At 35.5% G+C, this 21,991-nt stretch carries 23 protein-coding genes; 11 read left to right on the forward strand and 12 right to left on the reverse strand.

The window, feature by feature from the left end:
• Window positions 1-86: 86 nt before the first annotated feature.
• The 3 genes from BMX64_RS03500 (at window position 87) to nadD (ending at window position 2,334) form a co-directional block, all read left to right on the forward strand.
• Window positions 87-947, forward strand: a complete 861-nt coding sequence (locus BMX64_RS03500) for a YicC/YloC family endoribonuclease (protein WP_091166350.1) — start codon at window positions 87-89, stop codon at window positions 945-947.
• Between the two features lie 116 nt (window positions 948-1,063).
• The gene (gmk, locus tag BMX64_RS03505) at window positions 1,064-1,651 is read left to right on the forward strand and encodes a guanylate kinase (RefSeq protein ID WP_091166351.1); all 588 of its coding nucleotides are present in this window, start codon (window positions 1,064-1,066) and stop codon (window positions 1,649-1,651) included.
• Window positions 1,652-1,710: 59 nt separating this feature from the next.
• Window positions 1,711-2,334: a nicotinate (nicotinamide) nucleotide adenylyltransferase gene (gene nadD, locus BMX64_RS03510; protein WP_091166352.1), complete on the forward strand. Its 624-nt coding sequence runs from the start codon at window positions 1,711-1,713 to the stop codon at window positions 2,332-2,334.
• Here the strand turns inward: nadD and BMX64_RS03515 are convergent, their stop codons facing one another.
• A complete protein-coding gene (locus BMX64_RS03515; protein ID WP_091166353.1) occupies window positions 2,335-3,231 on the reverse strand; it encodes a LysR family transcriptional regulator in 897 nt (298 codons plus the stop codon).
• Window positions 3,232-3,317: 86 nt separating this feature from the next.
• On the opposite strand from BMX64_RS03515, the gene BMX64_RS03520 reads away from it, so the two are divergent.
• The 4 genes from BMX64_RS03520 (at window position 3,318) to BMX64_RS03535 (ending at window position 6,809) form a co-directional block, all read left to right on the forward strand.
• Window positions 3,318-4,082 (forward strand): type 1 glutamine amidotransferase domain-containing protein, encoded by a 765-nt coding sequence (locus BMX64_RS03520; protein ID WP_167543017.1) that lies wholly within the window; start codon window positions 3,318-3,320, stop codon window positions 4,080-4,082.
• A 4-nt stretch (window positions 4,083-4,086) separates the two neighbouring features.
• Window positions 4,087-5,250: an iron-containing alcohol dehydrogenase gene (locus BMX64_RS03525; RefSeq protein ID WP_091166354.1), complete on the forward strand. Its 1,164-nt coding sequence runs from the start codon at window positions 4,087-4,089 to the stop codon at window positions 5,248-5,250.
• A 312-nt stretch (window positions 5,251-5,562) separates the two neighbouring features.
• Complete coding sequence (locus BMX64_RS03530) at window positions 5,563-6,558, forward strand: NAD(P)H-dependent glycerol-3-phosphate dehydrogenase (RefSeq protein ID WP_091166355.1); 996 nt, start codon at window positions 5,563-5,565, stop codon at window positions 6,556-6,558.
• A 35-nt stretch (window positions 6,559-6,593) separates the two neighbouring features.
• Window positions 6,594-6,809, forward strand: a complete 216-nt coding sequence (locus BMX64_RS03535) for a hypothetical protein (protein ID WP_091166356.1) — start codon at window positions 6,594-6,596, stop codon at window positions 6,807-6,809.
• Between the two features lie 230 nt (window positions 6,810-7,039).
• On the opposite strand, the gene BMX64_RS03540 is transcribed toward BMX64_RS03535, so the two are convergent.
• From BMX64_RS03540 to BMX64_RS03550, 3 genes are all read right to left on the reverse strand, one after another.
• Window positions 7,040-7,447, reverse strand: coding sequence for a hypothetical protein (locus BMX64_RS03540; RefSeq protein WP_091166357.1), 408 nt, complete (start codon window positions 7,445-7,447; stop codon window positions 7,040-7,042).
• A 102-nt stretch (window positions 7,448-7,549) separates the two neighbouring features.
• Window positions 7,550-8,569: a phenylalanine--tRNA ligase subunit alpha gene (gene pheS / locus BMX64_RS03545; protein ID WP_091166551.1), complete on the reverse strand. Its 1,020-nt coding sequence runs from the start codon at window positions 8,567-8,569 to the stop codon at window positions 7,550-7,552.
• Window positions 8,570-8,679: 110 nt separating this feature from the next.
• Entirely contained in the window at window positions 8,680-9,036 is a 357-nt protein-coding gene (locus BMX64_RS03550; RefSeq protein ID WP_091166358.1) for a hypothetical protein, read from the reverse strand.
• A gap of 142 nt (window positions 9,037-9,178) precedes the next feature.
• Here BMX64_RS03550 and BMX64_RS03555 point away from each other — a divergent pair, with 142 nt between their 5' ends.
• Window positions 9,179-9,682 (forward strand): CvpA family protein, encoded by a 504-nt coding sequence (locus BMX64_RS03555; RefSeq protein WP_091166359.1) that lies wholly within the window; start codon window positions 9,179-9,181, stop codon window positions 9,680-9,682.
• Window positions 9,683-9,704: 22 nt separating this feature from the next.
• On the opposite strand, the gene BMX64_RS03560 is transcribed toward BMX64_RS03555, so the two are convergent.
• From BMX64_RS03560 to BMX64_RS03595, 8 genes are all read right to left on the reverse strand, one after another.
• Window positions 9,705-10,448 (reverse strand): tetratricopeptide repeat protein, encoded by a 744-nt coding sequence (locus tag BMX64_RS03560; RefSeq protein ID WP_091166360.1) that lies wholly within the window; start codon window positions 10,446-10,448, stop codon window positions 9,705-9,707.
• Window positions 10,449-10,512: 64 nt separating this feature from the next.
• Complete coding sequence (locus BMX64_RS03565) at window positions 10,513-12,258, reverse strand: BatD family protein (protein ID WP_091166361.1); 1,746 nt, start codon at window positions 12,256-12,258, stop codon at window positions 10,513-10,515.
• 20 nt (window positions 12,259-12,278) lie between these two features.
• Window positions 12,279-13,046 (reverse strand): tetratricopeptide repeat protein, encoded by a 768-nt coding sequence (locus BMX64_RS03570; protein ID WP_091166362.1) that lies wholly within the window; start codon window positions 13,044-13,046, stop codon window positions 12,279-12,281.
• Window positions 13,047-13,093: 47 nt separating this feature from the next.
• Complete coding sequence (locus tag BMX64_RS03575; protein WP_091166363.1) at window positions 13,094-14,125, reverse strand: VWA domain-containing protein; 1,032 nt, start codon at window positions 14,123-14,125, stop codon at window positions 13,094-13,096.
• A 53-nt stretch (window positions 14,126-14,178) separates the two neighbouring features.
• Window positions 14,179-15,180, reverse strand: a complete 1,002-nt coding sequence (locus BMX64_RS03580; RefSeq protein WP_091166364.1) for a vWA domain-containing protein — start codon at window positions 15,178-15,180, stop codon at window positions 14,179-14,181.
• Window positions 15,180-16,811: a hypothetical protein gene (locus BMX64_RS03585; RefSeq protein WP_091166365.1), complete on the reverse strand. Its 1,632-nt coding sequence runs from the start codon at window positions 16,809-16,811 to the stop codon at window positions 15,180-15,182. Before BMX64_RS03585 ends, BMX64_RS03580 begins: the two co-directional genes overlap by 1 nt.
• A gap of 17 nt (window positions 16,812-16,828) precedes the next feature.
• Window positions 16,829-17,692: a DUF58 domain-containing protein gene (locus BMX64_RS03590; RefSeq protein ID WP_091166366.1), complete on the reverse strand. Its 864-nt coding sequence runs from the start codon at window positions 17,690-17,692 to the stop codon at window positions 16,829-16,831.
• 81 nt (window positions 17,693-17,773) lie between these two features.
• On the reverse strand, window positions 17,774-18,778 hold the full coding sequence (locus BMX64_RS03595) for an AAA family ATPase (RefSeq protein ID WP_091166367.1): 1,005 nt from the start codon (window positions 18,776-18,778) through the stop codon (window positions 17,774-17,776).
• Window positions 18,779-18,990: 212 nt separating this feature from the next.
• On the opposite strand from BMX64_RS03595, the gene BMX64_RS03600 reads away from it, so the two are divergent.
• The 3 genes from BMX64_RS03600 to BMX64_RS03610 all read left to right on the forward strand — a co-directional run bounded on the left by BMX64_RS03600 (window position 18,991) and on the right by BMX64_RS03610 (window position 21,892).
• Window positions 18,991-19,863, forward strand: a complete 873-nt coding sequence (locus BMX64_RS03600; protein WP_091166368.1) for an aldo/keto reductase — start codon at window positions 18,991-18,993, stop codon at window positions 19,861-19,863.
• Between the two features lie 49 nt (window positions 19,864-19,912).
• On the forward strand, window positions 19,913-20,668 hold the full coding sequence (locus tag BMX64_RS03605; RefSeq protein ID WP_091166369.1) for an SDR family NAD(P)-dependent oxidoreductase: 756 nt from the start codon (window positions 19,913-19,915) through the stop codon (window positions 20,666-20,668).
• Between the two features lie 84 nt (window positions 20,669-20,752).
• Window positions 20,753-21,892 carry an ATP-binding protein gene (locus tag BMX64_RS03610; RefSeq protein ID WP_091166370.1) on the forward strand — a complete coding sequence of 380 codons (1,140 nt, stop codon included), beginning with the start codon at window positions 20,753-20,755 and terminating at the stop codon, window positions 21,890-21,892.
• The last annotated feature ends 99 nt before the right edge of the window (window positions 21,893-21,991 follow it).

The following is a 21,991-nucleotide window of genomic DNA, read 5'->3' on the forward strand; positions in this document are numbered from 1 at the left end:
AAACCTAATTATAAAAAAAGCACTAAATACTAAAAACTGACCACTGACCACTTTTTTATTATCTTTGACCTCTTTTAGAAAAATATATGATACAATCAATGACGGGTTTTGGTAAAGCGACTTTGCAATTACCAACCAAAAAAATCACGGTAGAAGTAAAATCTTTAAACAGTAAAGGTTTGGATTTGAATGTTAGAATGCCTTCGCTGTACCGCGAAATGGAATTGGGTTTACGCAACCAAATTGCACTGAAACTGGAAAGAGGAAAAGTAGATTTTTCTATTTTTATCGAAAGTACCGCGGAACAGACTTCTACTAAAGTGAACGTGCCCATTGTAAAAGCATATATCAATCAGCTGAGAGAAGTTTATGCTGATGCTGATGAAACCGAACTAATGAAAATGGCAGTTCGCATGCCGGATACCATGAAAATAGAACGCGATGAAATCGATGAAAACGACTGGGTACAAATCCAAACCGTTATCGAAGAAGCGCTGCACAACATCCTGAACTTTAGAAAAGATGAAGGAATGTCTCTTGAAAAAGAATTTCAATTGCGAATTGGGAATATTCGTCAATATATGTCCGAAGCTTTGGCACTTGATCCAGAACGCGTTCAGGCGATAAAAGACCGTTTGCAAACTGCAATCTCAGAATTGAAAGTGAATGTAGATGAAAATCGTTTCGAGCAGGAATTGATTTATTATTTAGAAAAATTAGACATCACCGAAGAAAAAGTGCGTTTGACGAATCATCTGGATTATTTCCTGGAAACCATCAACGGAACCGAAGCTAACGGTAGAAAATTAGGTTTTATTACCCAAGAAATGGGACGTGAAATCAATACGATGGGCTCTAAATCCAATCACGCACAAATGCAAAAATTAGTCGTTCAAATGAAAGACGAATTGGAAAAAATCAAGGAACAAGTATTAAACGTATTGTAATTATTAACCTGCAAAGTTATTAACCTTGCAGGTTTATTAATTTTATAACATACCTACAAGGTTTTTGAAACCTTGCAGGAAAACATAAACAGATACTGAAATAAATTCAGCATAAAATGAGCACAGGAGGAAAATTAATAGTGTTTTCGGCACCTTCGGGATCTGGAAAGACGACCATCGTTAGACACTTATTAGGAAAAGAAGATTTGAATCTGGAATTTTCGATTTCGGCAGCTTCTCGTGAGCCAAGAGGCGAAGAAGTAAACGGAAAAGATTATTATTTCATGTCGACCGAAGAGTTTAAAAAACACATCAAAAACGAAGACTTTCTGGAATGGGAAGAAGTATACCGTGATAATTTCTACGGAACTCTGAAAAGCGAAGTAGAACGTATTTGGGCCAAAGGTAAAAATGTGATTTTTGATATTGATGTATCCGGCGGATTGCGTATCAAACATAAATTCCCCGAAGAAACTTTAGCCGTTTTCGTGAAACCACCAAGCGTGGATGAACTAAAAAGACGATTAAAGGAACGCTCTACCGAAAGTGATGACAAAATCAACATGCGCATCGCCAAAGCTTCTGTAGAACTGGCAACAGCACCACAATTTGATGTGATTATAAAAAACTACGATTTAGATATTGCCTTGGAAGAAGCATATCAATTGGTAAGGAATTTTGTAAACACAGATTCCACAAATTAGCACAGATTTATAATTTCTAAAAATCTGCGAAATCTGTGTTGTTTAAATAATTAGTGTCTATGAAAATCGGACTTTATTTCGGAACGTTTAATCCCATTCATGTTGGGCATCTCATTATTGCCAATCACATGGCGGAACATGCCGATTTAGATCAAATCTGGATGGTGGTTACGCCACACAATCCTTTGAAGAAAAAAAGTACATTGCTCGATGATTACCATCGTTTACAAATGGTGCATCTTGCCACCGAGGATTTTCCAAAAATCAAACCTTCGGATATTGAGTTTAAATTATCGCAACCTAATTACACCGTGAATACTTTAGTTTATTTAGAAGAGAAATATCCCAATTACGAGTTCTCATTAATCATGGGTGAAGACAATTTAAAATCTTTGCACAAATGGAAAAACTACGAAGCAATTCTGGCGCATCATGAGATTTATGTTTATCCAAGACTCGAGGCCAAAGGTTCTGCTGAAGAAGCAATTTCTACCGACGCGTACAATTTGGATTTAAAAATTTTACAAAAATTCGGTACAAAAATCCACATGATTGACGCTCCGGTTGTAGAAATATCATCGACATTTATTCGGGAAAATATTAAGAAGGGAAAAAATGTGCAACCTTTGTTGCCTGCGAAAGTTTGGGAATACATTGATCACAATAACTTTTATAAAAAGTAATTACGTCAAAACTCTTTTCAATTCGAGTTGAATATTTTCGAAAATCGTACTCAAATTATCGTTTTTACCGGATAATACAAACACTTCTGTACTTGGCATTTGCTTGCTGTTCCACAACAATTGGATTTTATTTTCTTCGATTAAACTTTTCGCATTGCAATCCCAAACAACCGCTATTCCGGTGTTTTTCGAAATGATTTCCAGCATTTCATATTCGGATGGAATAATATAATTGGGAACCATCGACGGTCTTTTTTTATTAAAAACATGCAACCAAAACAACTTTATGTGCGGAATCTGCGCATTGTGGCTGAACCATTTTTGGTCGTTTAACCAATTTTCGATAGCAGAGAAATCCTTTGTTTTAATACTAGATTTCAACTCGGAAGCATCGATAGTATTGGAACCGACAATGACTTGTTTGATTTCGCCAACCTTTTTCTTAATGGTGTCAAACGTGTCATATTGTTTGGTTACAACCGCAAAATCTAATTTTTTAGAATCGACTAATTCAAAAAGCGCATCGTTTTCATGGAAGCTAAAATCAATGAATTCGAATTTGGAAACCAAAGCGCTTCCCAAACTTCGCATCAAATGCTTTGAAATCCCAATAGAAATTAATCGATTTGCATTGAACGCTTTGGCACGAAAACCATTTTCCACATTTTCCAATCGGTCCAATGCTTCAATGATTAAATTATTGAGTAACTTAGCGTATTCCGTTGGTTCAACGCCTTTAGACTTTCGATTGAAAAGTTTATATCCTACATGCGCTTCCAACATTGATATTTGCTGACTAACAGCAGGTTGACTGATAAATAATTCTTTGGCAGCCAAAGAAAAATTACCGTTTTTGTAAACCGATTTAAACGTTCGATACCATTCGAGATTGACCATGATATAAATATATTTATCACAAACATAATTTAAATTATTTTTACTAATAGCATATTCGCCTTAAATTTGTAGAAAGAAAATTAAAGATGAAAAAAATCGCATTATTTGCCATTATAGCATTAACCGCAAGTTGTATTACGGCAACTGCACAAAATAAAAAAGGTATGAAAAAAGTATTATTCGTTCTAACTAGTCATAGTGAGTTAGGGAACACAGGAGAAAAAACAGGATTTTGGATTGAAGAATTTGCTGCTCCTTATTATGAGTTAGCAGATAAAGGAGTGATTATTGATATTGCATCACCCTTAGGAGGACAGCCACCAATTGACCCAAAAAGTTCAGATCCATCTTCGGCTACTGAAGATACTAAAAGATTTGACAAAGACACTGAACTACAAGCTAAACTAAGTAAAACACACAAACTAGCTGATGTTAAACAAGCTGATTATGATGCTGTATTTTACCCTGGAGGTCATGGTCCATTGTGGGATTTGGCAACGGATGCAACTTCAAGTGCTTTAATTGAATCTTTTTACACGAATAACAAGCCTGTTGCTTTTGTATGTCATTCACCAGCAGTGTTGAAAAACGTAAAAGTAAATGGGGAATTTTTAGTTAAAGGTAAAAAAGTAACCGGATTTTCAAATACAGAAGAAGAAGCGGTGGGATTAACGAATGTTGTTCCGTTTTTATTAGAAGATGCGTTGCAAGCTAACGGTGCAACTTATTCAAAAATTGGGGATTGGCAGCCTTATGCAGTAGAGGATGGTTTATTGATTACAGGTCAAAACCCAGCTTCGTCTAAACTCGTTGCGGAAAAATTATTAAACCAATTGAATTCAAAAAAATAAGAAGATGTTAAATTTCGAATTATACAATCCTACCAATTTAATTTTTGGAAAAGGACAAATTGAAAAACTTTCCACATTAGTACCAGAAGGAGCCAAAATCCTTTTGGCCTATGGTGGCGGAAGTATTTTCAAAAATGGAATTCATGAGCAAGTAATCAACAATCTGAAGGGGTTTGAAATCGTAGAATTTGGAGGAATTGAACCAAATCCACATTTTGAAACATTAATGAAAGCAGTTGACGTTATCAAGGAACAAAACATAGATTTTATCCTTGCCGTTGGTGGAGGTTCTGTAATTGATGGCGTAAAATTCATTTCGGCAGCCGTGAACTTTGACGGAAATCCAATGGATATTCTTCAAAAGAGATTATTGATTAAAGATTTGTCTAAAGTGATTCCTTTTGGAACTGTATTGACTTTACCGGCAACTGGTAGTGAGATGAATTCTGGTGCCGTAGTGACTATTGAAGCTACTCAGGAAAAATTGGCTTTTGGCGGCTCTGCTTTGTTTCCAAAATTTTCTATATGTGATCCGACCGTAATTGAATCTTTACCAAAAAGACAATTGCAAAACGGAGTTGTAGATGCTTACACCCATGTTTTAGAACAATATTTAACGTATCCGCACGAGGGATATCTACAGGATAGAATTGCAGAAAGTATTTTGCAAACTTTGATTCAAGTGGGTCCAGAAGTAGTTGAAAATCCTAAAGATTATGCTTTGGCTTCCAACTTTATGTGGAGTTGTACAATGGCTTTAAATGGATTAATCCAAAAAGGAGTCCCTTCGGATTGGGCAACGCACATGATTGGGCACGAATTAACGGCTTTGTACGGAATCGATCACGCCAGAACATTGGCAGTTGTGGGTCCAAATTTATACCGAGTGATGTTTGAAACTAAAAAAGGAAAATTGGCACAATACGGAAAACGTATTTTCAATTTAACGGGAACTGAGGATGAAATCGCAAACGAAGCCATCAACAAAACCGTTGAGTTTTTCCACACAATGGGAATGGACACTAAATTATCTGATTACACAAAAGATTTTGATAAAACGGCAGATTTTATAGTGGATCGTTTTAAAGAAAGAGGTTGGTTAGGACTAGGTGAAAAACAAAATATCACTTTAGAAAAGGTTAAATCTATTGTTGAAATGAGTTACTAATTAAAATAACTAGAGTACTGATTGAAGCAGTGTAAATAAAAAGGCGTTCTCATTTTTTGGGAACGCCTTTTAAAATTCTAAATTATAACTAACTAACTCAATTCTCATTATCTTGTTAAATTATTAAACAATAAATAACAATAACGAAATAGCTGTACTTATATTGTGTTAAAAATTAAAAAAAATTAAAATTATTTTTCATTCCCTATAATTGTAGTATTTCCAACACGTTTAAAAATCAACCTTCTTGTTCTAATTTTATTTGTATAATCAGTCCTTTTTTAAGTACTTTTGATTAAATTCAATAAAAAAATGGCTGAAAATATAAAATTCGCAGTAATAGGCGGTGGAAGTTGGGCGACAGCGATAGCAAAAATGTTATGCGTAAATCTTACCGAAATTTCGTGGTACATGCGCAATGAAGCTGCTATAGAGCATATTAAAACCTACAAACACAATCCAAATTATTTAAGTTCGGTTGAATTTGATACTAAAAAACTGAAACTAACCAGTGACATCAATGAAGCTGTAGCGTATGCAGATTACATAATTTTTGCTATTCCATCTGCTTTTTTGGATGGTGAATTAGCAAAATTAACCGTTTCTCTAAAAGATAAAATCATTTTCTCGGCGATTAAAGGAATTGTCCCTGAAACAAGTTTAATTGTAGGAGAACATTTTCATGTAAAATATGATATTCCTTATTACAATATAGGCGTGATTACTGGCCCTTGCCACGCAGAAGAAGTTGCCATGGAACGTCTTTCTTACCTTACCATTGCGTGTGGCGATCCTGATAAAGCCAAAGTCGTTGCTAAAAATTTATCTGGAAATTATATCAAAACTAAAATTACAGATGACATTATAGGAACTGAATATGCTGCTATGCTAAAGAACATTTATGCAATTGCAGCAGGAATGGCTCATGGTTTAGGTTATGGCGATAATTTCCAGTCCGTATTGATGAGTAATGGGATACGCGAGATGAAAAAATTTATCAAGAAAGTTCATAAGATGAAACGAAACATCAATGACTCTGCTTATTTAGGCGATTTATTGGTTACCGGTTATTCTATATTCTCCAGAAACAGAATGTTCGGGAATATGATTGGTAAAGGCTACACCGTTAAATCAGCAATGATGGAAATGAGTATGGTTGCTGAAGGATATTACGCCGTAAAAAGCGCGTATAAACTCAATCAGGCTTATGGTGCCAAAACACCAATTATAGATGCAGTGTACAGTATATTATACGAAGGTCAGGATGCTAAAGCCGTATTCAAAAAACTGACTGATAAACTCGATTAATTCCGTTTCAAATAACAACCAAACACAATCACTTCATGAGCGAAAGATGGAAATATCAAATTAAAACTGGCGGAATTTGGGGTGTATTTATGACGGTTTTCAATGTATTGTTTGACATTAAAGAAATCCCTTTTTCGGAACAGGTTGCTACGCCTAATTTTTATATTCGAGCAGCTGCCTATATCGCTGTAGGGATATTTGTTTTAGGTTATTTTACCTGGAAATCCAAAGTTAAACAACAGAACCGCTAAATCATTTCTATGAGCGAAAGATGGAAATTTTAGATTAAAAATGGTGGGATTTGGTGATTTATTTTTGCCTTATGTCTATCCGTTTTTGACCTGTTCGAAATGTCTTTTGAAGATGTTTTTTTGTCCAAAAAAATCTACTCCGAACACTTTATTTCGTTTTAGTCGGAGTATTTATAGTGGGCTATTTGAATTGGAAGAAAAAAGTCAAACGTGATGACGATAGTGCTGAACTATCTCACGATAACGCCGTCAACAAATAAGATAGGCACTTCCTCGACTTCCGTTTCGTTGATGAAATTTGCTTTGAAAATAAACTTTTTATCGTATAATTTGTCCCCAATAAAAAAGGTAAGCATAAACTCATTGTTAAGTGTCAAAACGCTCTTTTCGATCATTTCAATTTTCACCACAGAAACTGCAGGTACTTCTACAAAAGCATGACGCAAAAGTGAAGTTTTTTTCATTTCACCGTCTATGGTTCCAAATGCTTTGGAAACAACCATAACGCTTTCGATTAGAAAATCACTGTCGTTTATTAAGTAAGCATACCATACTTTTTCCATAAAATCGTCGCTCCATTCTTGGACTGCAGCAAGGAAAACATTTTCTACTTCGGGAATGATGATGTCGGCTTTCATTTATTTGATTGTTGATTGATGATTAACGATTTTTGATTGTAGATTTTTGATTGTAGATTTAAACTTCTAAAATCAAAAATCGCTAATCAAAAATTTGAATTTTTATATACTTGATTTGAATTGCTCCAAGAAACGAACGTCATTTTCGTAAAACATACGGATGTCTCCGATTTGATACAACAACATGGCAATTCTTTCGATTCCCATTCCAAACGCGAAACCAGTATATTCTTCCGGACTGATGTTACAGTTTTTTAATACATTAGGATCTACCATTCCACAACCACCAATTTCTAACCAACCGGTCCCTTTGGTGATACGATAATCGGTTTCGGTTTTCAAACCCCAATAAATATCGATTTCAGCACTTGGCTCTGTAAACGGAAAATAAGACGGACGCAAACGGATTTTTGATTTTCCAAACATCTCTTTGGTGAAATACAAAAGCGTTTGTTTTAAGTCGGCAAATGAAACGTCTTTGTCAATGTATAATCCTTCTACTTGGTGGAAAATACAATGTGAACGGGACGAAACAGCCTCATTACGAAAAACCCTTCCCGGAGAAATGGTACGAATGGGCGGTTTATTATTTTCCATGTAGCGCACTTGCACCGATGAAGTGTGCGTACGCAATAAAATATCAGGATTTGTTTGAATGAAAAAAGTGTCTTGCATATCACGTGCGGGATGGTATTCCGGTAAGTTCAATGCAGTGAAATTATGCCAGTCATCTTCAATTTCCGGACCTTCGGAAACATTGAAACCTATGGTAGAAAAGATATCTATAATTTGGTTTTTAACCAATGAAATAGGGTGACGAGAGCCAATAATCATTGGTTCCGCAGAACGGGTCAAATCACCATAAAACCCTTTACTTTCTTCTTTGCTTTCCAAAGCTTCCTGAATGGATTTTACTTTTTCTTCGGCAGAAGTTTTAAGCAGGTTAATTACCTGTCCAAATTCCTTTTTTTGGTCGTTAGGAACATTTTTAAATTCAGCGAAAAGCTCTTTCAAAAGTCCTTTGCTTCCTAAAAATTTGATTCGGAATGTTTCTAATTCTGCTGTATTTTGCGTTGAAAAAGCCTGTGCTTCGCCAATATATTCTTTTATCTTATCTATCATTTTCATTCCATAATTGAGAGTGCAAATTTAAGAAATTTGTTCCAAGTTTCACGTTTAAAGTTTCAAGTTTGTTGCATTACATTTAAAACTAACCATGTTGTTTAAATTAGCTATTCTATTACTTCCCGTTCCAGGAAGTAATTCACTATAGCTTCTTTCATCAAAACCGATTGTTCTCCAGCTTTTAATGGTGGTAATTCCTCTTTTACTTTGTAATGTGGCCATCCATCCTCATCAAAAAATTCGAATTCATAAAAACCATACGGCTCTAACAACCTGCAAATTGCGATGTGCATCAGGTTTAATTTCTCATCTTTTTTAAACTCATTATGGACTTTTCCTAGTTCCTGCACCCCGATTAAATAAATAATGGCGTCTAAATCTAAATCTTCACCTTGTGAAAATTGATTGGAAAGTATATTTACAAGCTGTTCCCAGCGTTCTTTAAGTTGTGTGTCTCTTGACATTTTTTTGAATTATGAATTATGAGTTATGAAATAGTTATTCATAACATTTACAAATATATCAGGCAAAGATAAGAACTTGAAAATTGGCAATGGTAAAGAACAATTCATTTATATTTGCGTTTCTATTTTTTAATTAATTATCATGGGATTTTTAGATATTATTTTAGGTGTACTACTTACTTTTGCTTTTTATAAAGGATTGAAAAACGGACTTTTTGTTGAATTAGCATCTTTGGTTTCGCTATTGGCGGGTATTTATTTTGCTGTAAAATTTTCTTCCTTTATGCGGGATATTTTAGTAGGTTATGTGAAGTGGAACCCCAATACTATTCAAGTTGTTGCCTTTATACTGACGTTTATTGCTGTGGTTGTGGTCGTCACAATTTTAGGAAAGTTCCTCACAGGAATTGCCGATTTTGCTTTTTTAGGCTGGTTGAATAAATTGGGCGGCGGTTTTTTCCGAGTGCTGAAAATAGTTTTGATTATCAGTATTCTCTTTGCAGTTTTCGAAAAAATAAATTACAATCATATTTTAGCCAAAAAAGAGACGTTGGACAATTCTCTTTTTTACAATCCAATCCAAAAAACAGCGGGATATATGTATCCGTCACTAAACGAATGGTACAGTAGTTTGAAGAAAAAGTAAGCAAAATTTACCGTGAATATTATTATTTCACTTCCTTAATCGTACTAGTTTCAATCCATCCTTCGGTTCCATCAGTAAGTTGTATTTTTTTCCATTTTCCAATGGTTTCAAAAACAAACACTTTTGTTCCTTCATGCAATACTAATAATGGCTTACCACCATCTCTGGGTTCCGACTTCATATTCGTTCTTTCGGCAAAAATTATGGCTGGTTTTTCAGTATCAAAATGACTTTTCTCAATAATTGCAGCAGATAAAGCAATTACCATCAAAATAAATACTGCAAACATTCCAAAGAAGAAAATACGTTTAGAAAGTGTTCTTTGTGAAAAATAATATCCGATAAAAAACAATAAAAAAAATGTCGCCAGTCCTACAGAAATCCATCCCCAAGTATTATAGTGGTAAATTCCCGTGAAATCCCGAAGTAACTTTCCAAAACCCACTTTTGGAATTACTTTAATCTCATCAATGGTTCTTTTTTGAGCGAATTTCAGGTTGTTTATGCTTTCCTTATCCTTTGGATTCAGTACCAATGCTTTTTCATAATAGTAAATCGAAGGCGCTACCTCATTCAATTTATAATACGCATTTCCTAAATTAAAATACAATTCCGAGGACTGCTTATTGTCTTTTAAAACACTTTCATAAGCTGTCACGGCTTCAGTGTACTTTCCTTTTGCATAGTAGGCATTCCCTTTTTCGAAACCGTTTTGGGCAAAGAAAATCTGGGTTGAAAGTAATAATATGTATAGTATGTTTTTCATTATTATGTTTTTTTGCCATGAAGTCACAAAGGCGCAAAGTCTATTTACTCAAAAATTGATTTTATTAAGCAATTTGTTTTTCTAATTCAGAGATTATAAATACCGCTTTATCAAAATCCTGCTGTATCGTAACACTTGACGAAGGCGCATAACGCGCTACTTCACAGTTCTCAGTAAGCGCAATAAAATCATTTACAGCTTCTGGTTTTGCATTTCGAGACAACAATAATTCCTGAATATTATCCTTGCTCATTTCTGAAGTTTCAATGTGTAATTTCGCTTTCAGGAAATTATGCATCGCTTTTTCCAGCGCAATGTAAAACAGTTCTTTGTTGTTGATTTGTTTCTTCGCTTCTGATAAATATTTCTTAGCCAGTCTGTTATTCATTCGGATTCTGTTTCCGGAAATATCACCATCCATAGCCTCTTTCTTCTTTTTGAATAAAACAATTATTGGTACCAGTAAAAAAGGAAGCAATAACAATCCAATAAACAAATTCGACCCAAAGAAATCCTCTTTGTCAATGGTAACAAGATTGGTTTTTGACTTGATCGTTTTAAATTCCTCTACAGCTGCAATTTTATTCTTATTTCCACCAGTTGCAGTAGAATCAGCCGGTGTAGGACCATCCAGAACATTAATCATAATCTGCGGAGAACGCAACGTTTTATAGCTTCCGGAGCTCAAATCAAAATAAGAAAACTGCATTGGTTTGACCGGATAATTCCCTCTGTATTGCGGAATTATTGCATAACTATCCGACGATTTTCCAGCCATTCCAGAGAGTGGTGTACTGATATCTTCGCTGTGAATGGCATCGTACATCTCCAGTGCATTTGGCACTACTGGTTTTGGCAAACTGAATAGTTTTAAATTTCCTTTTCCGGTTACACTTACAACCAAATCAAGGCTTTCTCCATGTTTCAAATTAGTCTTTGATGGAGTAACTTTAAAATCAAAATCTCCAACCGCACCGCTAAAATCATCTGGTTTTCCTGCCTCAGGTAATGGCTTAACGTTAATGGTTTTGGCTCCAGCCGAAACACGTTTAGTAGTTTCTGTAAGCATCATACGACCAAACATATCCCTACGATTGGTTGGTAATTGCACATCTACCGATAATGACAACGGCTCAATTTTAAGTCTGCCCGATTTTTGCGGATACAGCACTACTTTTTTCAGTACAATAAACCTGAAATTCTGGCCCTTGAAAATTCCTTCTTCGGCAGCAAGTTGTTTTATTTCGATATTTTGGCTCCAAAAATCATTGTATTTAGGCTTACTTGATTCTCCAAGGTTTGAAATTCCAATGTTGGCAAAATATAATTTATAAACTACCGTAATGGGTTCGTTGATGTATGGATTTGTTTTAGAAACATCAGCAACCAGATATAGGTTTTCATCCCCAGACATTTGAGTATCGTTAGGGTCTCTAGGCTGTTCTGTGGCAGCGGTCACAATAATCTTGATTGGTGCCGTTTTATAGATTTGACCGTTGTACTCAATAGCCGCCGGCTTAATTATAAATGTCCCTTTTTGATTAGGTGTCAGAAAATAAGAATATGCTTTTTCAAAAGAGCTTCTTCCGTTTACCCACGACTGACTTACCTGCTGACTGGGTCCGGCTATAATTCGGAAACCATCAAAAGACGGCTGAACAAAATTATCGCCATCTACATTCATCATAAAATCAATACGCAGTCTTTCATTCAAGCCCAGCGTAGTTTTGCTCACTCTGGCCTCAAACTGAACCTGAGCGCTGAGTGTGCTGCACACCAATAAAACAATCGCCGCTATATATTTTTTCATTTTCAAACTCTCTAATTGAATTACCAATCCTTCTCCGTTTTAACTGGTTTTCCTTTTACTTTTTGGGCATTCACTTTGTCCTGAATCTTCTTTTCTTCTTTATTTACGGCATCCAAAAGATTCTCTAAACGTTCCTTAGAAATTCCTCCCGGAGCAGGTTTTGGTTCTCCCTTATCGTTGGGTTTCGGGTCTTTATTTTGTTTGTCCTGATCGCCTTTATCGTCTTTTTTATCTTTTTCTTTATCGTCCTTTTTGTCTTTTTCGCCGTCTTTCTTGTCGTCCTTTTTATCGTCTTTCTTTTCCTGATCTTTTTTCTCGTCTTTTTTCTTATCGTCCTTCGGAGGATTGTCTTTCAGCATTTTTTTAGCCAAAGCATAATTATATCGGGTTTCCTCATCAGTTGGATCATTGCGCAAGGCATTTTTATATGCTTCTACTGCTTGCGTATAATCTTTTTCATTCATGAATACATTCCCAAGATTATGAAAAGCACGGTGTTTCTGAGGTCTAGTTTTCGAATTTTTTAATGCTTTGGCGTAAGCAAACTTGGCTTCAGAAGATTGTTTTTGCTTGTAAATACTATTTCCAAGGTTAAAAGGCGCAGCTGCTTTATTAGGGAATTTTGAATCCGAAATTCGGTAATTAGCCTCCGCATCCACAAATTTATTATCCGCATAATCTTGGTTTCCTTTGGGCAAAATTCTATCTTTTTGTTGCGCATGCAATCCGGCTGTTCCGGAGAAAGCAACGATTAAAAAGGCAATTATGATAATTTTAAATCTTTTCATTTATTGTATCTATAAATCCAGAAGGCTTCAAAAACTTCTAGAAATAATTATTTATTCTCGTTAAATAAATCCAACTTTTTAACCCAACTTGTTTTTCTTTCCAATAGAAATACATCAACAAATAATAGCAAAAAGGCAAAACCCAAGAACCATTGAAATTGCGATTGAAAATCTGCCATTTCGGTCGCTTCAAACTCTGTTTTTTGAATATTATTCAAAGCATTCTTAACATATTCCAAAACTTCTTTGGTGTTATTACCATTTACATAGCCTCCTTTTGTGGCTTTTGCAATGGCTGTCAGACTTTCAGGAACCAATTTTGTTATCACTACTTCGTTATTATTATCTTTCTTGAAACCTTCAACAACTCCATTTCTTTTTAATGGAATAGTACCTCCTTTTTCAGTTCCAACACCAATTGTAATGATTTTAATTCCAAGTTTATTCGCTTCTTCGGCGGCTTCATCAGCACCTTCGTTATGGTCTTCACCATCCGAAATCATTATCAATAGCTTACTTGTTTTTTTATCATCAAAATACGTTGACGATAATTTGATAGCCTCGTTGAATGATGTTCCTACGGAAGAAACCATATCCGTATTCATGCTTTGCAGAAACATTTTGGCTACGCTATAATCCGTAGTGATTGGCAATACTGGGAAAGCACTTCCTGCATAAGCCACAATTCCTATACGATCGCTTCCTAACTGATTGATGATTTGCGAAACAATTTGCTTGCTTTTATCCAATCGGTTTGGCGCTACGTCTTCGGACAGCATACTTTTGGAGACATCCACTGCAAAAACAATGTCAATTCCTTCTCGCTTCACAGTTTCCATTTTGGTACCAATCTTTGGATTTACCAATCCAAGAATGAGTCCAAGTAAAGCCAAAATCAGTACTGATATTTTCAAAACGGGTTTAAAAACTGAACTTTCCGGACTCAGTTTTTTCACCATTTCTAAATCGCCAAACTCGCGTTGTTTTTTTCTTTTCCAATATAAATTGAACAGAAAAACCAACACCACCAAAGGCAGTATAAAGAGAAGATATAAATATTTTTTTTCGTCTAATTCCATTTTTTTACTTTTAGTCGCAGTTTTCAGTTACAGTTTTCAGTTTGCGACTGTCATTATATAAAGCTTTTAAAAACCGTATTCCTTAATCCTATTTCCAGCAATAATAAAAAACCAGCGAACCATATAAAAGGTCTAAATTTTTCATCGTAATCATAGAATTTTAATTCTTCAATTTCAGTAGTTTCCAGTTTATTGATGGAAGCATAAATCTCCGCTAATTTGCTATTACTTGTTGCTCTGAAATATTTTCCATCTGTTTTTCTGGCGATATTTTTCATCAACTGCTCGTCAATTTCCACTTTCATCATTTGGAACAAAAACTTACCATTTGGTGCGATAGCATAAGGAAACATGGCCATTCCATTAGTTCCAATTCCAACGGTATACACTTTAATTCCATATTGTTTGGCAATATCCGATGCTGTTTCCGGCTCGATAAAACCGGCATTATTCACACCGTCTGTCAAAAGAATAATCACCTTGCTCTTAGCCTGACTGTCTTTCAATCTGTTGACAGCAGTCGCTAATCCCATTCCTATTCCGGTTCCATCCTGTAAAACATTATCATATTTAATGCTGTTGATAGCATCCAGAATTACGGCTTTATCACTAGTGACCGGCGTTTTTGTGTACGCTTCAGAGGCATACACCACAAGTCCAATCCTGTCATTTGGTCGTTCTTCTACAAAATCAGCGGCTACTCTTTTGAGGGCTTCCATTCTGTTCGGTTTCAAATCTTTGGCCAGCATACTTCCGGAAACGTCTATCGCCATGACGATATCAATTCCTTTCGTCGTTTTAGTTTTATTACTCACATCGACCGTTCTTGGTCTAGCCATCGCTACAATCAAAGAGCATAAAGCCAAAACCCGAAGCACATTCAACATCGGTTTTAACTTGGTCAAATACGATCCTGTTCCTTTAAATCCTTCTAACGAACTTATTTTTAACGTGGCTGATTGATGGTTCTTTTTTCGCATGAACCAGACAATTACAACTGGAATCAGTAGAAACAACCAAAAAAATTCTGGGTTTAAAAATGTTATTTTGTCCATTATTTACTTGCTTGTTTTAATTCGACAGCATTCAAAACGCGTTCTGATATTTCGTTGCCATACTTATCTCCTTCTTCATGAAAAATTAAAATCTGTTGCAATCCGCCTTCTTGACTGAACAATATTGCTTCATAATACATTTTTGCAGTAGTCTTATTGTCACTATCAATTTGGGAGAACGTTCCGTAAGCTTTCAATCCTTTAACTCCTTCATTGGTTTCAAAATCTTCTTGTTTTACAATCATGTTTTGAGCTCCTTGCGCTTCAAGTGATTGCAGCGCGCCATCCATAGATTTTGCCAAATCAATTTGAGTTTCTGCTTTGAATTTTAACGTAGAAACCATTACATAAAATCGGTCCAAAACACTTCCATACGCAAAGGATTGCATTTCTTTGATCAAAGCCATTCCATTTTTAGGGAGTGTTTTTGTCAAATCTACTCTCTTAAGCACTTTTGGTGTTTCTATGACAATTCCCGGATTTCCGTACTCACTTTTTACCCATTCGCCTTCCAATAATTCTTTTGTGGGATGACCAATAATATTGTCTTTTACATAATCAAACCCTTTGGTAACAATGAAAAAAGTGGTGGTCGCTGCCAATAAAAAAACAACCGAAGCCACCGCAGTTACGATGCGTTTGTTCCTTTGTTTGCGCAATTGAATTTGGATTTGTTTTTGTCTTTGCGCTTCATTCAACAACATATCTTCCTCTACCGGAATTTCCACAGGAATCGAATTGTCTAATGTCAGAATTGCTTTTTGAATCTTATTTCGGTCTTCTGTGATTTCAAAATCCAATGGTTTTGACTTGGCGAATTTCACTAAATCGGCTTGTTTCAAAACACGCTCCAGATTTTCGATAATTTCCTGCGAAAGCGTCATTTTCTTTTTTACAGAAGCTGCTCTAAGACCCTGAATCAATTCCGAAGTCGTGCTTTCCATAGCCGGAATTTCAATTGCTTCTTCGATATAATTTCTTGCGATATCAGTCAATTCACTATAATAGGCTTTGACTTCTCCTTTTTGCCAAAGTTCCTTTTTCTCTAAAGTATCCAGTAAAGTAGTCGCTTTCTCGATTGGAGTTTTATAAATTTCTTCCTGTAGTTTCTTTTCTTGGCGTTTTTTAATAAACCAATAAATAAAAGCTCCAATACCTACAATCAAAGCAATAATCAAAAGGTATTTCCACCAGTCTCCAATTGGGTTATCAGCTGGAGCAATGTCCTTGATGTCGAACATTTTTTGTTTCAAAGTATCCACTTGAACATTCGCCACTTCTACCAAAATCGAATCCGTAAGAAACGGTTTGCTGTTGATAAAAATCTTGATACTTGGAACCACATATCTACCGGAATCAAATTGGGTTAAACCGTATTTTTTGATTAATTCATAACGGCCGTCCATTTTGACCGTATCAATAGGATACGACTGAATCACCTCTAAAGCTCCAAAGTTTTTCAATTTCGGGAAAATCACTTTAGACGAAGTATCAACAGTAGTTTTTATGGACAGTTTAAATTCCGCACCAATTTTATTTTTAGTCGTGTCAATACTTGTGACTACTTGCTTTTGTTGTGCAAAAACCGCAGTCGAAAGCAGCAATAGTAGTAGGTATAATTGTTTTTTCATCTTTTATTATTGAACCCTTATCTCGATTTGAAATAACTTAATAATTTCGTCACATAACTTTCATCAACTCTTGTGTTTACAACACCGGAACCTGATTTACTGAATGTTTCTTTAAAATAATTTACTTTATCACGGTATTGTTTTTCATAATTCATTCGCACTGCTTTCGAACCGGTATTTATCAATTCGACTGCTCCGGTTTCAGCATCAAGCATAGAAACCATTCCTAAATCCGGCATTTTTTCTTCTCGAATGTCGTACACGCGAATCCCCGTTATGTCGTGTTTTTTTGCAGCAATTTTTAAAGTTTGCTCGTAATCTTCCGACATGAAATCAGAAATTACAAACACAATTGCTTTCTTTTTTTGGGTTCCCGATAAAAATTTTAAGGCTTGAGTAATATCAGTTTTACGGCTTTTAGGCTGAAATTCTATTAATTCTCGAATGATTCGAAGTACGTGTGATCTTCCTTTTTTTGGCGGTATATACAATTCGATTTCATCCGAAAACAAAATCAAACCTATTTTATCATTGTTTTGAGTTGCTGAAAAAGCCATTGTTGCAGCAATTTCCGTAACAATGTCTTTCTTGAATTGGTTTTTTGAACCAAAACTTTCTGAACCCGAAATATCAACCATTAACATCATGGTCAATTCGCGCTCTTCCTCAAAAACTTTTACGTGTGCTTCGTTGTACCGTGCGGTTACATTCCAATCAATCGCACGAATGTCATCTCCGTACTGGTATTGACGCACTTCACTGAACGTCATTCCACGCCCTTTGAAAGACGTATGATACTCTCCCGAAAAGATGTGATCGCTCAATCTTCGGGTTTTGATTTCTATTTTCCGTACTTTTTTTAAGAGGTCTTTTGTATCCATTTTTAATTTGTTTAAAGTTTAAAAGTTTAACGTTCCAAGTTCGTAATCCAACAACTTGAAACTTTAAACCTTAAACAAACTTTAAGGTACTTCTACTTCGTTTACGATTTTGTTGATGATGTCTACTGAAGTAATATTTTCGGCTTCTGCTTCATAAGTAACTCCAATTCTGTGACGCAATACATCATGAACTACAGCACGAACATCCTCTGGAATTACATAACCACGACGTTTGATAAAAGCGTAACATTTTGCGGCAGTCGCCAAATTGATACTTCCACGTGGTGATGCTCCAAAACTGATTAATGGTTTCAAATCAGCTAATTTGTATTTTTCTGGATAACGCGTGGCAAAAATGATATCAAGTATGTATTTTTCTATTTTTTCATCCATGTAAACCTCACGAACTGCTTCTTGAGCTCGTAAAATTTGTTCCACAGAAACTACAGCATTTACTTTTTCATAACTTCCTTTTAGGTTTTGACGAATTACTAAACGTTCGTCTTCCATTTTTGGATAATCAATAACCGTTTTCAACATGAAACGATCGACCTGAGCTTCAGGTAATTGGTAGGTACCTTCTTGTTCAATTGGATTTTGAGTAGCCAAAACCAAGAATGGTCGGTCTAACTTGAAAGTAGTGTCGCCAATAGTTACTTGCTTTTCCTGCATGGCTTCCAGTAATGCTGATTGCACTTTGGCTGGCGCACGGTTAATCTCATCGGCAAGAACGAAATTAGCGAAAATTGGTCCTTTTTTTATCGAAAATTCATTAGCCTTAATGTTGTAAATCATTGTTCCCACAACATCTGCTGGCAATAAATCCGGTGTAAATTGAATTCTACTGAAAGATCCCTGAACGGCTTGCGAAAGGGTGTTTATCGCTAAAGTTTTTGCTAATCCGGGAACACCTTCCAATAAAATATGCCCTTGACCCAAAAGTCCAATTAACAAACGCTCCACCATGTGCTTTTGACCCACAATAACCTTGTTCATTTCCATTGTGAGAAGGTCTATAAATGCACTCTCTCTTTCGATTTTTTCATTGATTGCTCTGATGTCTAAAGTCGCCGTATTTTCTTCCATTTTATTATTTTTAAAACCTTGAATTTAATGCCTTCGTTTTGAAGGTGCAAATTGAATTTTTTTTTAGAAGTAAGATGTTAAAAAATGGTTAAAACTTCAATAAAAGCCTTAATTTTAAGGACTAATTGTGATACAATTTTTATATTTTTAAGAACTTTGAAAAATATACTTTGAATTACAAGATTTACGCATTTCAATAAAAAATAAAAACCATGAGCAAAACAAAATTATCACCTATTGTAGCGGGTGTAATGAATTGGGGAGTTTGGGATAAAAATCTCAATACCAAAGAAATGGAAAACATGATTAATGTGTGTTTAGAGAACAAAATCAGCACTTTTGACCATGCCGATATATACGGAGATTACAGCACCGAAACCGACTTTGGAAAAGCGTTCGCTTCCAGTAGCATTGCACGAGAAAAATTACAGTTAATTTCGAAGTGTGGCATCCAAATGGTAACCGGAAACCGAGACAATACGATTAAACATTACGAGTATTCTAAAGATTACATTATCTGGTCCGTTGAGAACTCGTTAAAAAATTTACAGACGGATTATTTAGACGTCCTTTTACTCCACAGACCAAGTCCCTTGATGCAGGCCGATGAAATTGCCGAGGCGGTTTTAAAACTAAAATCAGACGGGAAAATCATCGATTTTGGACTTTCTAATTTTACGTCTTCACAAACAGAATTAATTAGTCAAAAAACAGAAGTTTTATACAATCAAGTGCAATTTTCGGCAACGAATTTCGAACCAATGGTGGACGGAAGTTTTGATTATATGCAAGCCAATAACATCCGACCTATGTCATGGAATCCGCTGGGATCCGTTTTTAGAGAAGATATTCCACAAACCAGACGATTGAAAAAATTACTGGCAACCTTAGTTTCAAAATACCATTTAGGTTCAGATTCGATTTTACTTTCTTGGATTTTAAAACATCCGGCGCAAGTAATTCCTATTGCAGGAACGGTAAATGTGGCCCGAATTCAATCGCTGATGAAATCCGTAGAATTAGAATTAGACAAAGAAGATTGGTTTGCCATCTGGACCGCAAGCATGGGCGATGATGTAGCCTAAAATAGTTTTCAGTTCAGCAACTTTAGAATCAAAAACAAAAAAAAAACTCATGACTAAAACAGCCTTAGTGACTGGAGCAACCAGCGGAATTGGTAAAGCAACAGCACAAATATTAGCTAAAAACAACTATAAAATAATTCTTTGCGGACGCCGTGAAGACCGTTTAATTGCTCTTGAAAAAGAACTTTCGGAATTTACTGAAGTGCATACTTTGTCCTTTGATGTTCGGGACAAAAAAGCGGTTTTTGAAAGTATCAATTCCATCCCGGAAGCTTTTTCCACAATTGATGTTTTGATTAATAATGCCGGAAATGCGCATGGTTTAGATCCCATTCAAAACGGGGATTTAGATGATTGGGACGCCATGATTGACATCAATGTCAAAGGGCTTTTGTATGTTTCGAAAGCAATTATCCCACAAATGATCGAACGAAAATCAGGTCATATTATCAACATTGGTTCCATTGCCGGAAAAGAAGTTTATCCAAACGGAAACGTCTATTGCGCCTCCAAACATGCCGTTGACGCCTTGAACCAAGCCATGCGAATGGATTTAAACCCTTATAGAATTCGCGTGGGCGCCATTCATCCCGGTGCTGTAGAGACAGAATTTAGCGAAGTACGTTTTAAAGGTGATACGGACAGAGCTGCCAATGTTTACAAAGGTTTTGAACCATTACATCCAGAAGATATCGCTGATATTATTCACTTTGTAGTTTCCAGACCCTATCATGTAAATATTGCGGATTTGATGGTGTTGCCAACAGCACAAGCCGCTGCTACTATTTTAAAAAGAGATATTTAAATTTAATTTTTAGATTGTTGGATTTTTAGATTATTTAGAGAGTCTAAGAATCCAACGGTCTAAGAAATATAAAAATATAACTGTATGATTAACAAACGCATTCTTATCAAGAACCTGCTTGCTCACAATGATGAGAGTAGTTTTTATGATAAAAAGCGTCAGTTGAACTTGCATACTCGGGAAGGAAAAGCCAAGTTTCTCAAACACATTTGCGCGCTCTCCAATTCAAATCCTACAAACAATTCCTATATCGTCGTGGGAGTTGAAGATCATGACAATCTTATCGTTGGCGATGATTTTTTTGATGACAGCCGGATTCAGAATTTAGTGAATGCCTATCTGGAAAATCCTCCAAAAATTCAATACGAAAATGTGCCATTCCCAAATTTGCCAAAAGATAAAGTGATCGGATTGGTAACGGTCAAGCCAAAAAGCAAGACTTCCCATTTCAAAAAAGGAATTCACACGATTCCTGCCAACAGTATTTTTATACGGCGAGGCAGCAACACGATGCCGGTTGAAGGGGAAATTGAAAAGAATTATCAGAATACAGAAACCGTAATTGGCATCGAAAACAATTCCAGAAACAGCATCGAATACACACTCGACGGTGTGATTGATTTCATGAATTTTCGGCACAAGGATATGGCGCCAAAGTATAAAGTATTCAAAGAATTATTTGTGATTTGCTGGGCGGGAATTGTCAAAAAATCCCGTGATAAAACCTATTTATCACGTGTTGATATTGAATTGATAAACGAACAAATCAAGCTGTTTTATTCGGCTCAAGATGTGGTCGAAATCACTTTTGACGAAGATACTTTTACAATTGTTGAATATGTTCCTTTGGGTTTGAATGACAAAACGAGCTATTATCCTTTAGAAAAACAAACGATTCATTTTCACGACAATGGTTATTATAAAATAGAAAGGGAGATGCTTTTTCAGCCACCAGAATTCAACAAGAAAATGCTGTTTCACATTTACAATGCCAATATTGCTTTGCTGAAAAAACTCCAAAAAGGGCTTTCGTTAACCGAGCGGGAACACAAAGATTTAGAGAATTTACCTTCCACTTTTATGATTTGTTACCTCAACGGTTTTGAAGAAGCCAAGCAAAAACTGATTGATGCCAAAGTGCTTTTAAAACCTTTCAACCAAGTCTATTTGTCGTTTAAAGAAGCGTTACGGATTTTAAGAAAAATGAAATATGATGTGCAGTGATATAATTATAATATGGTTTATTATCTAATTAGTAATTTTCAAATTAATGAAATATACTAAAAGAGTCCTTCGTAATAATAGCGCAAAAGAAAAATTCAT

Source organism: Flavobacterium sinopsychrotolerans, from assembly GCF_900110375.1.
GTDB lineage: Bacteria > Bacteroidota > Bacteroidia > Flavobacteriales > Flavobacteriaceae > Flavobacterium > Flavobacterium sinopsychrotolerans.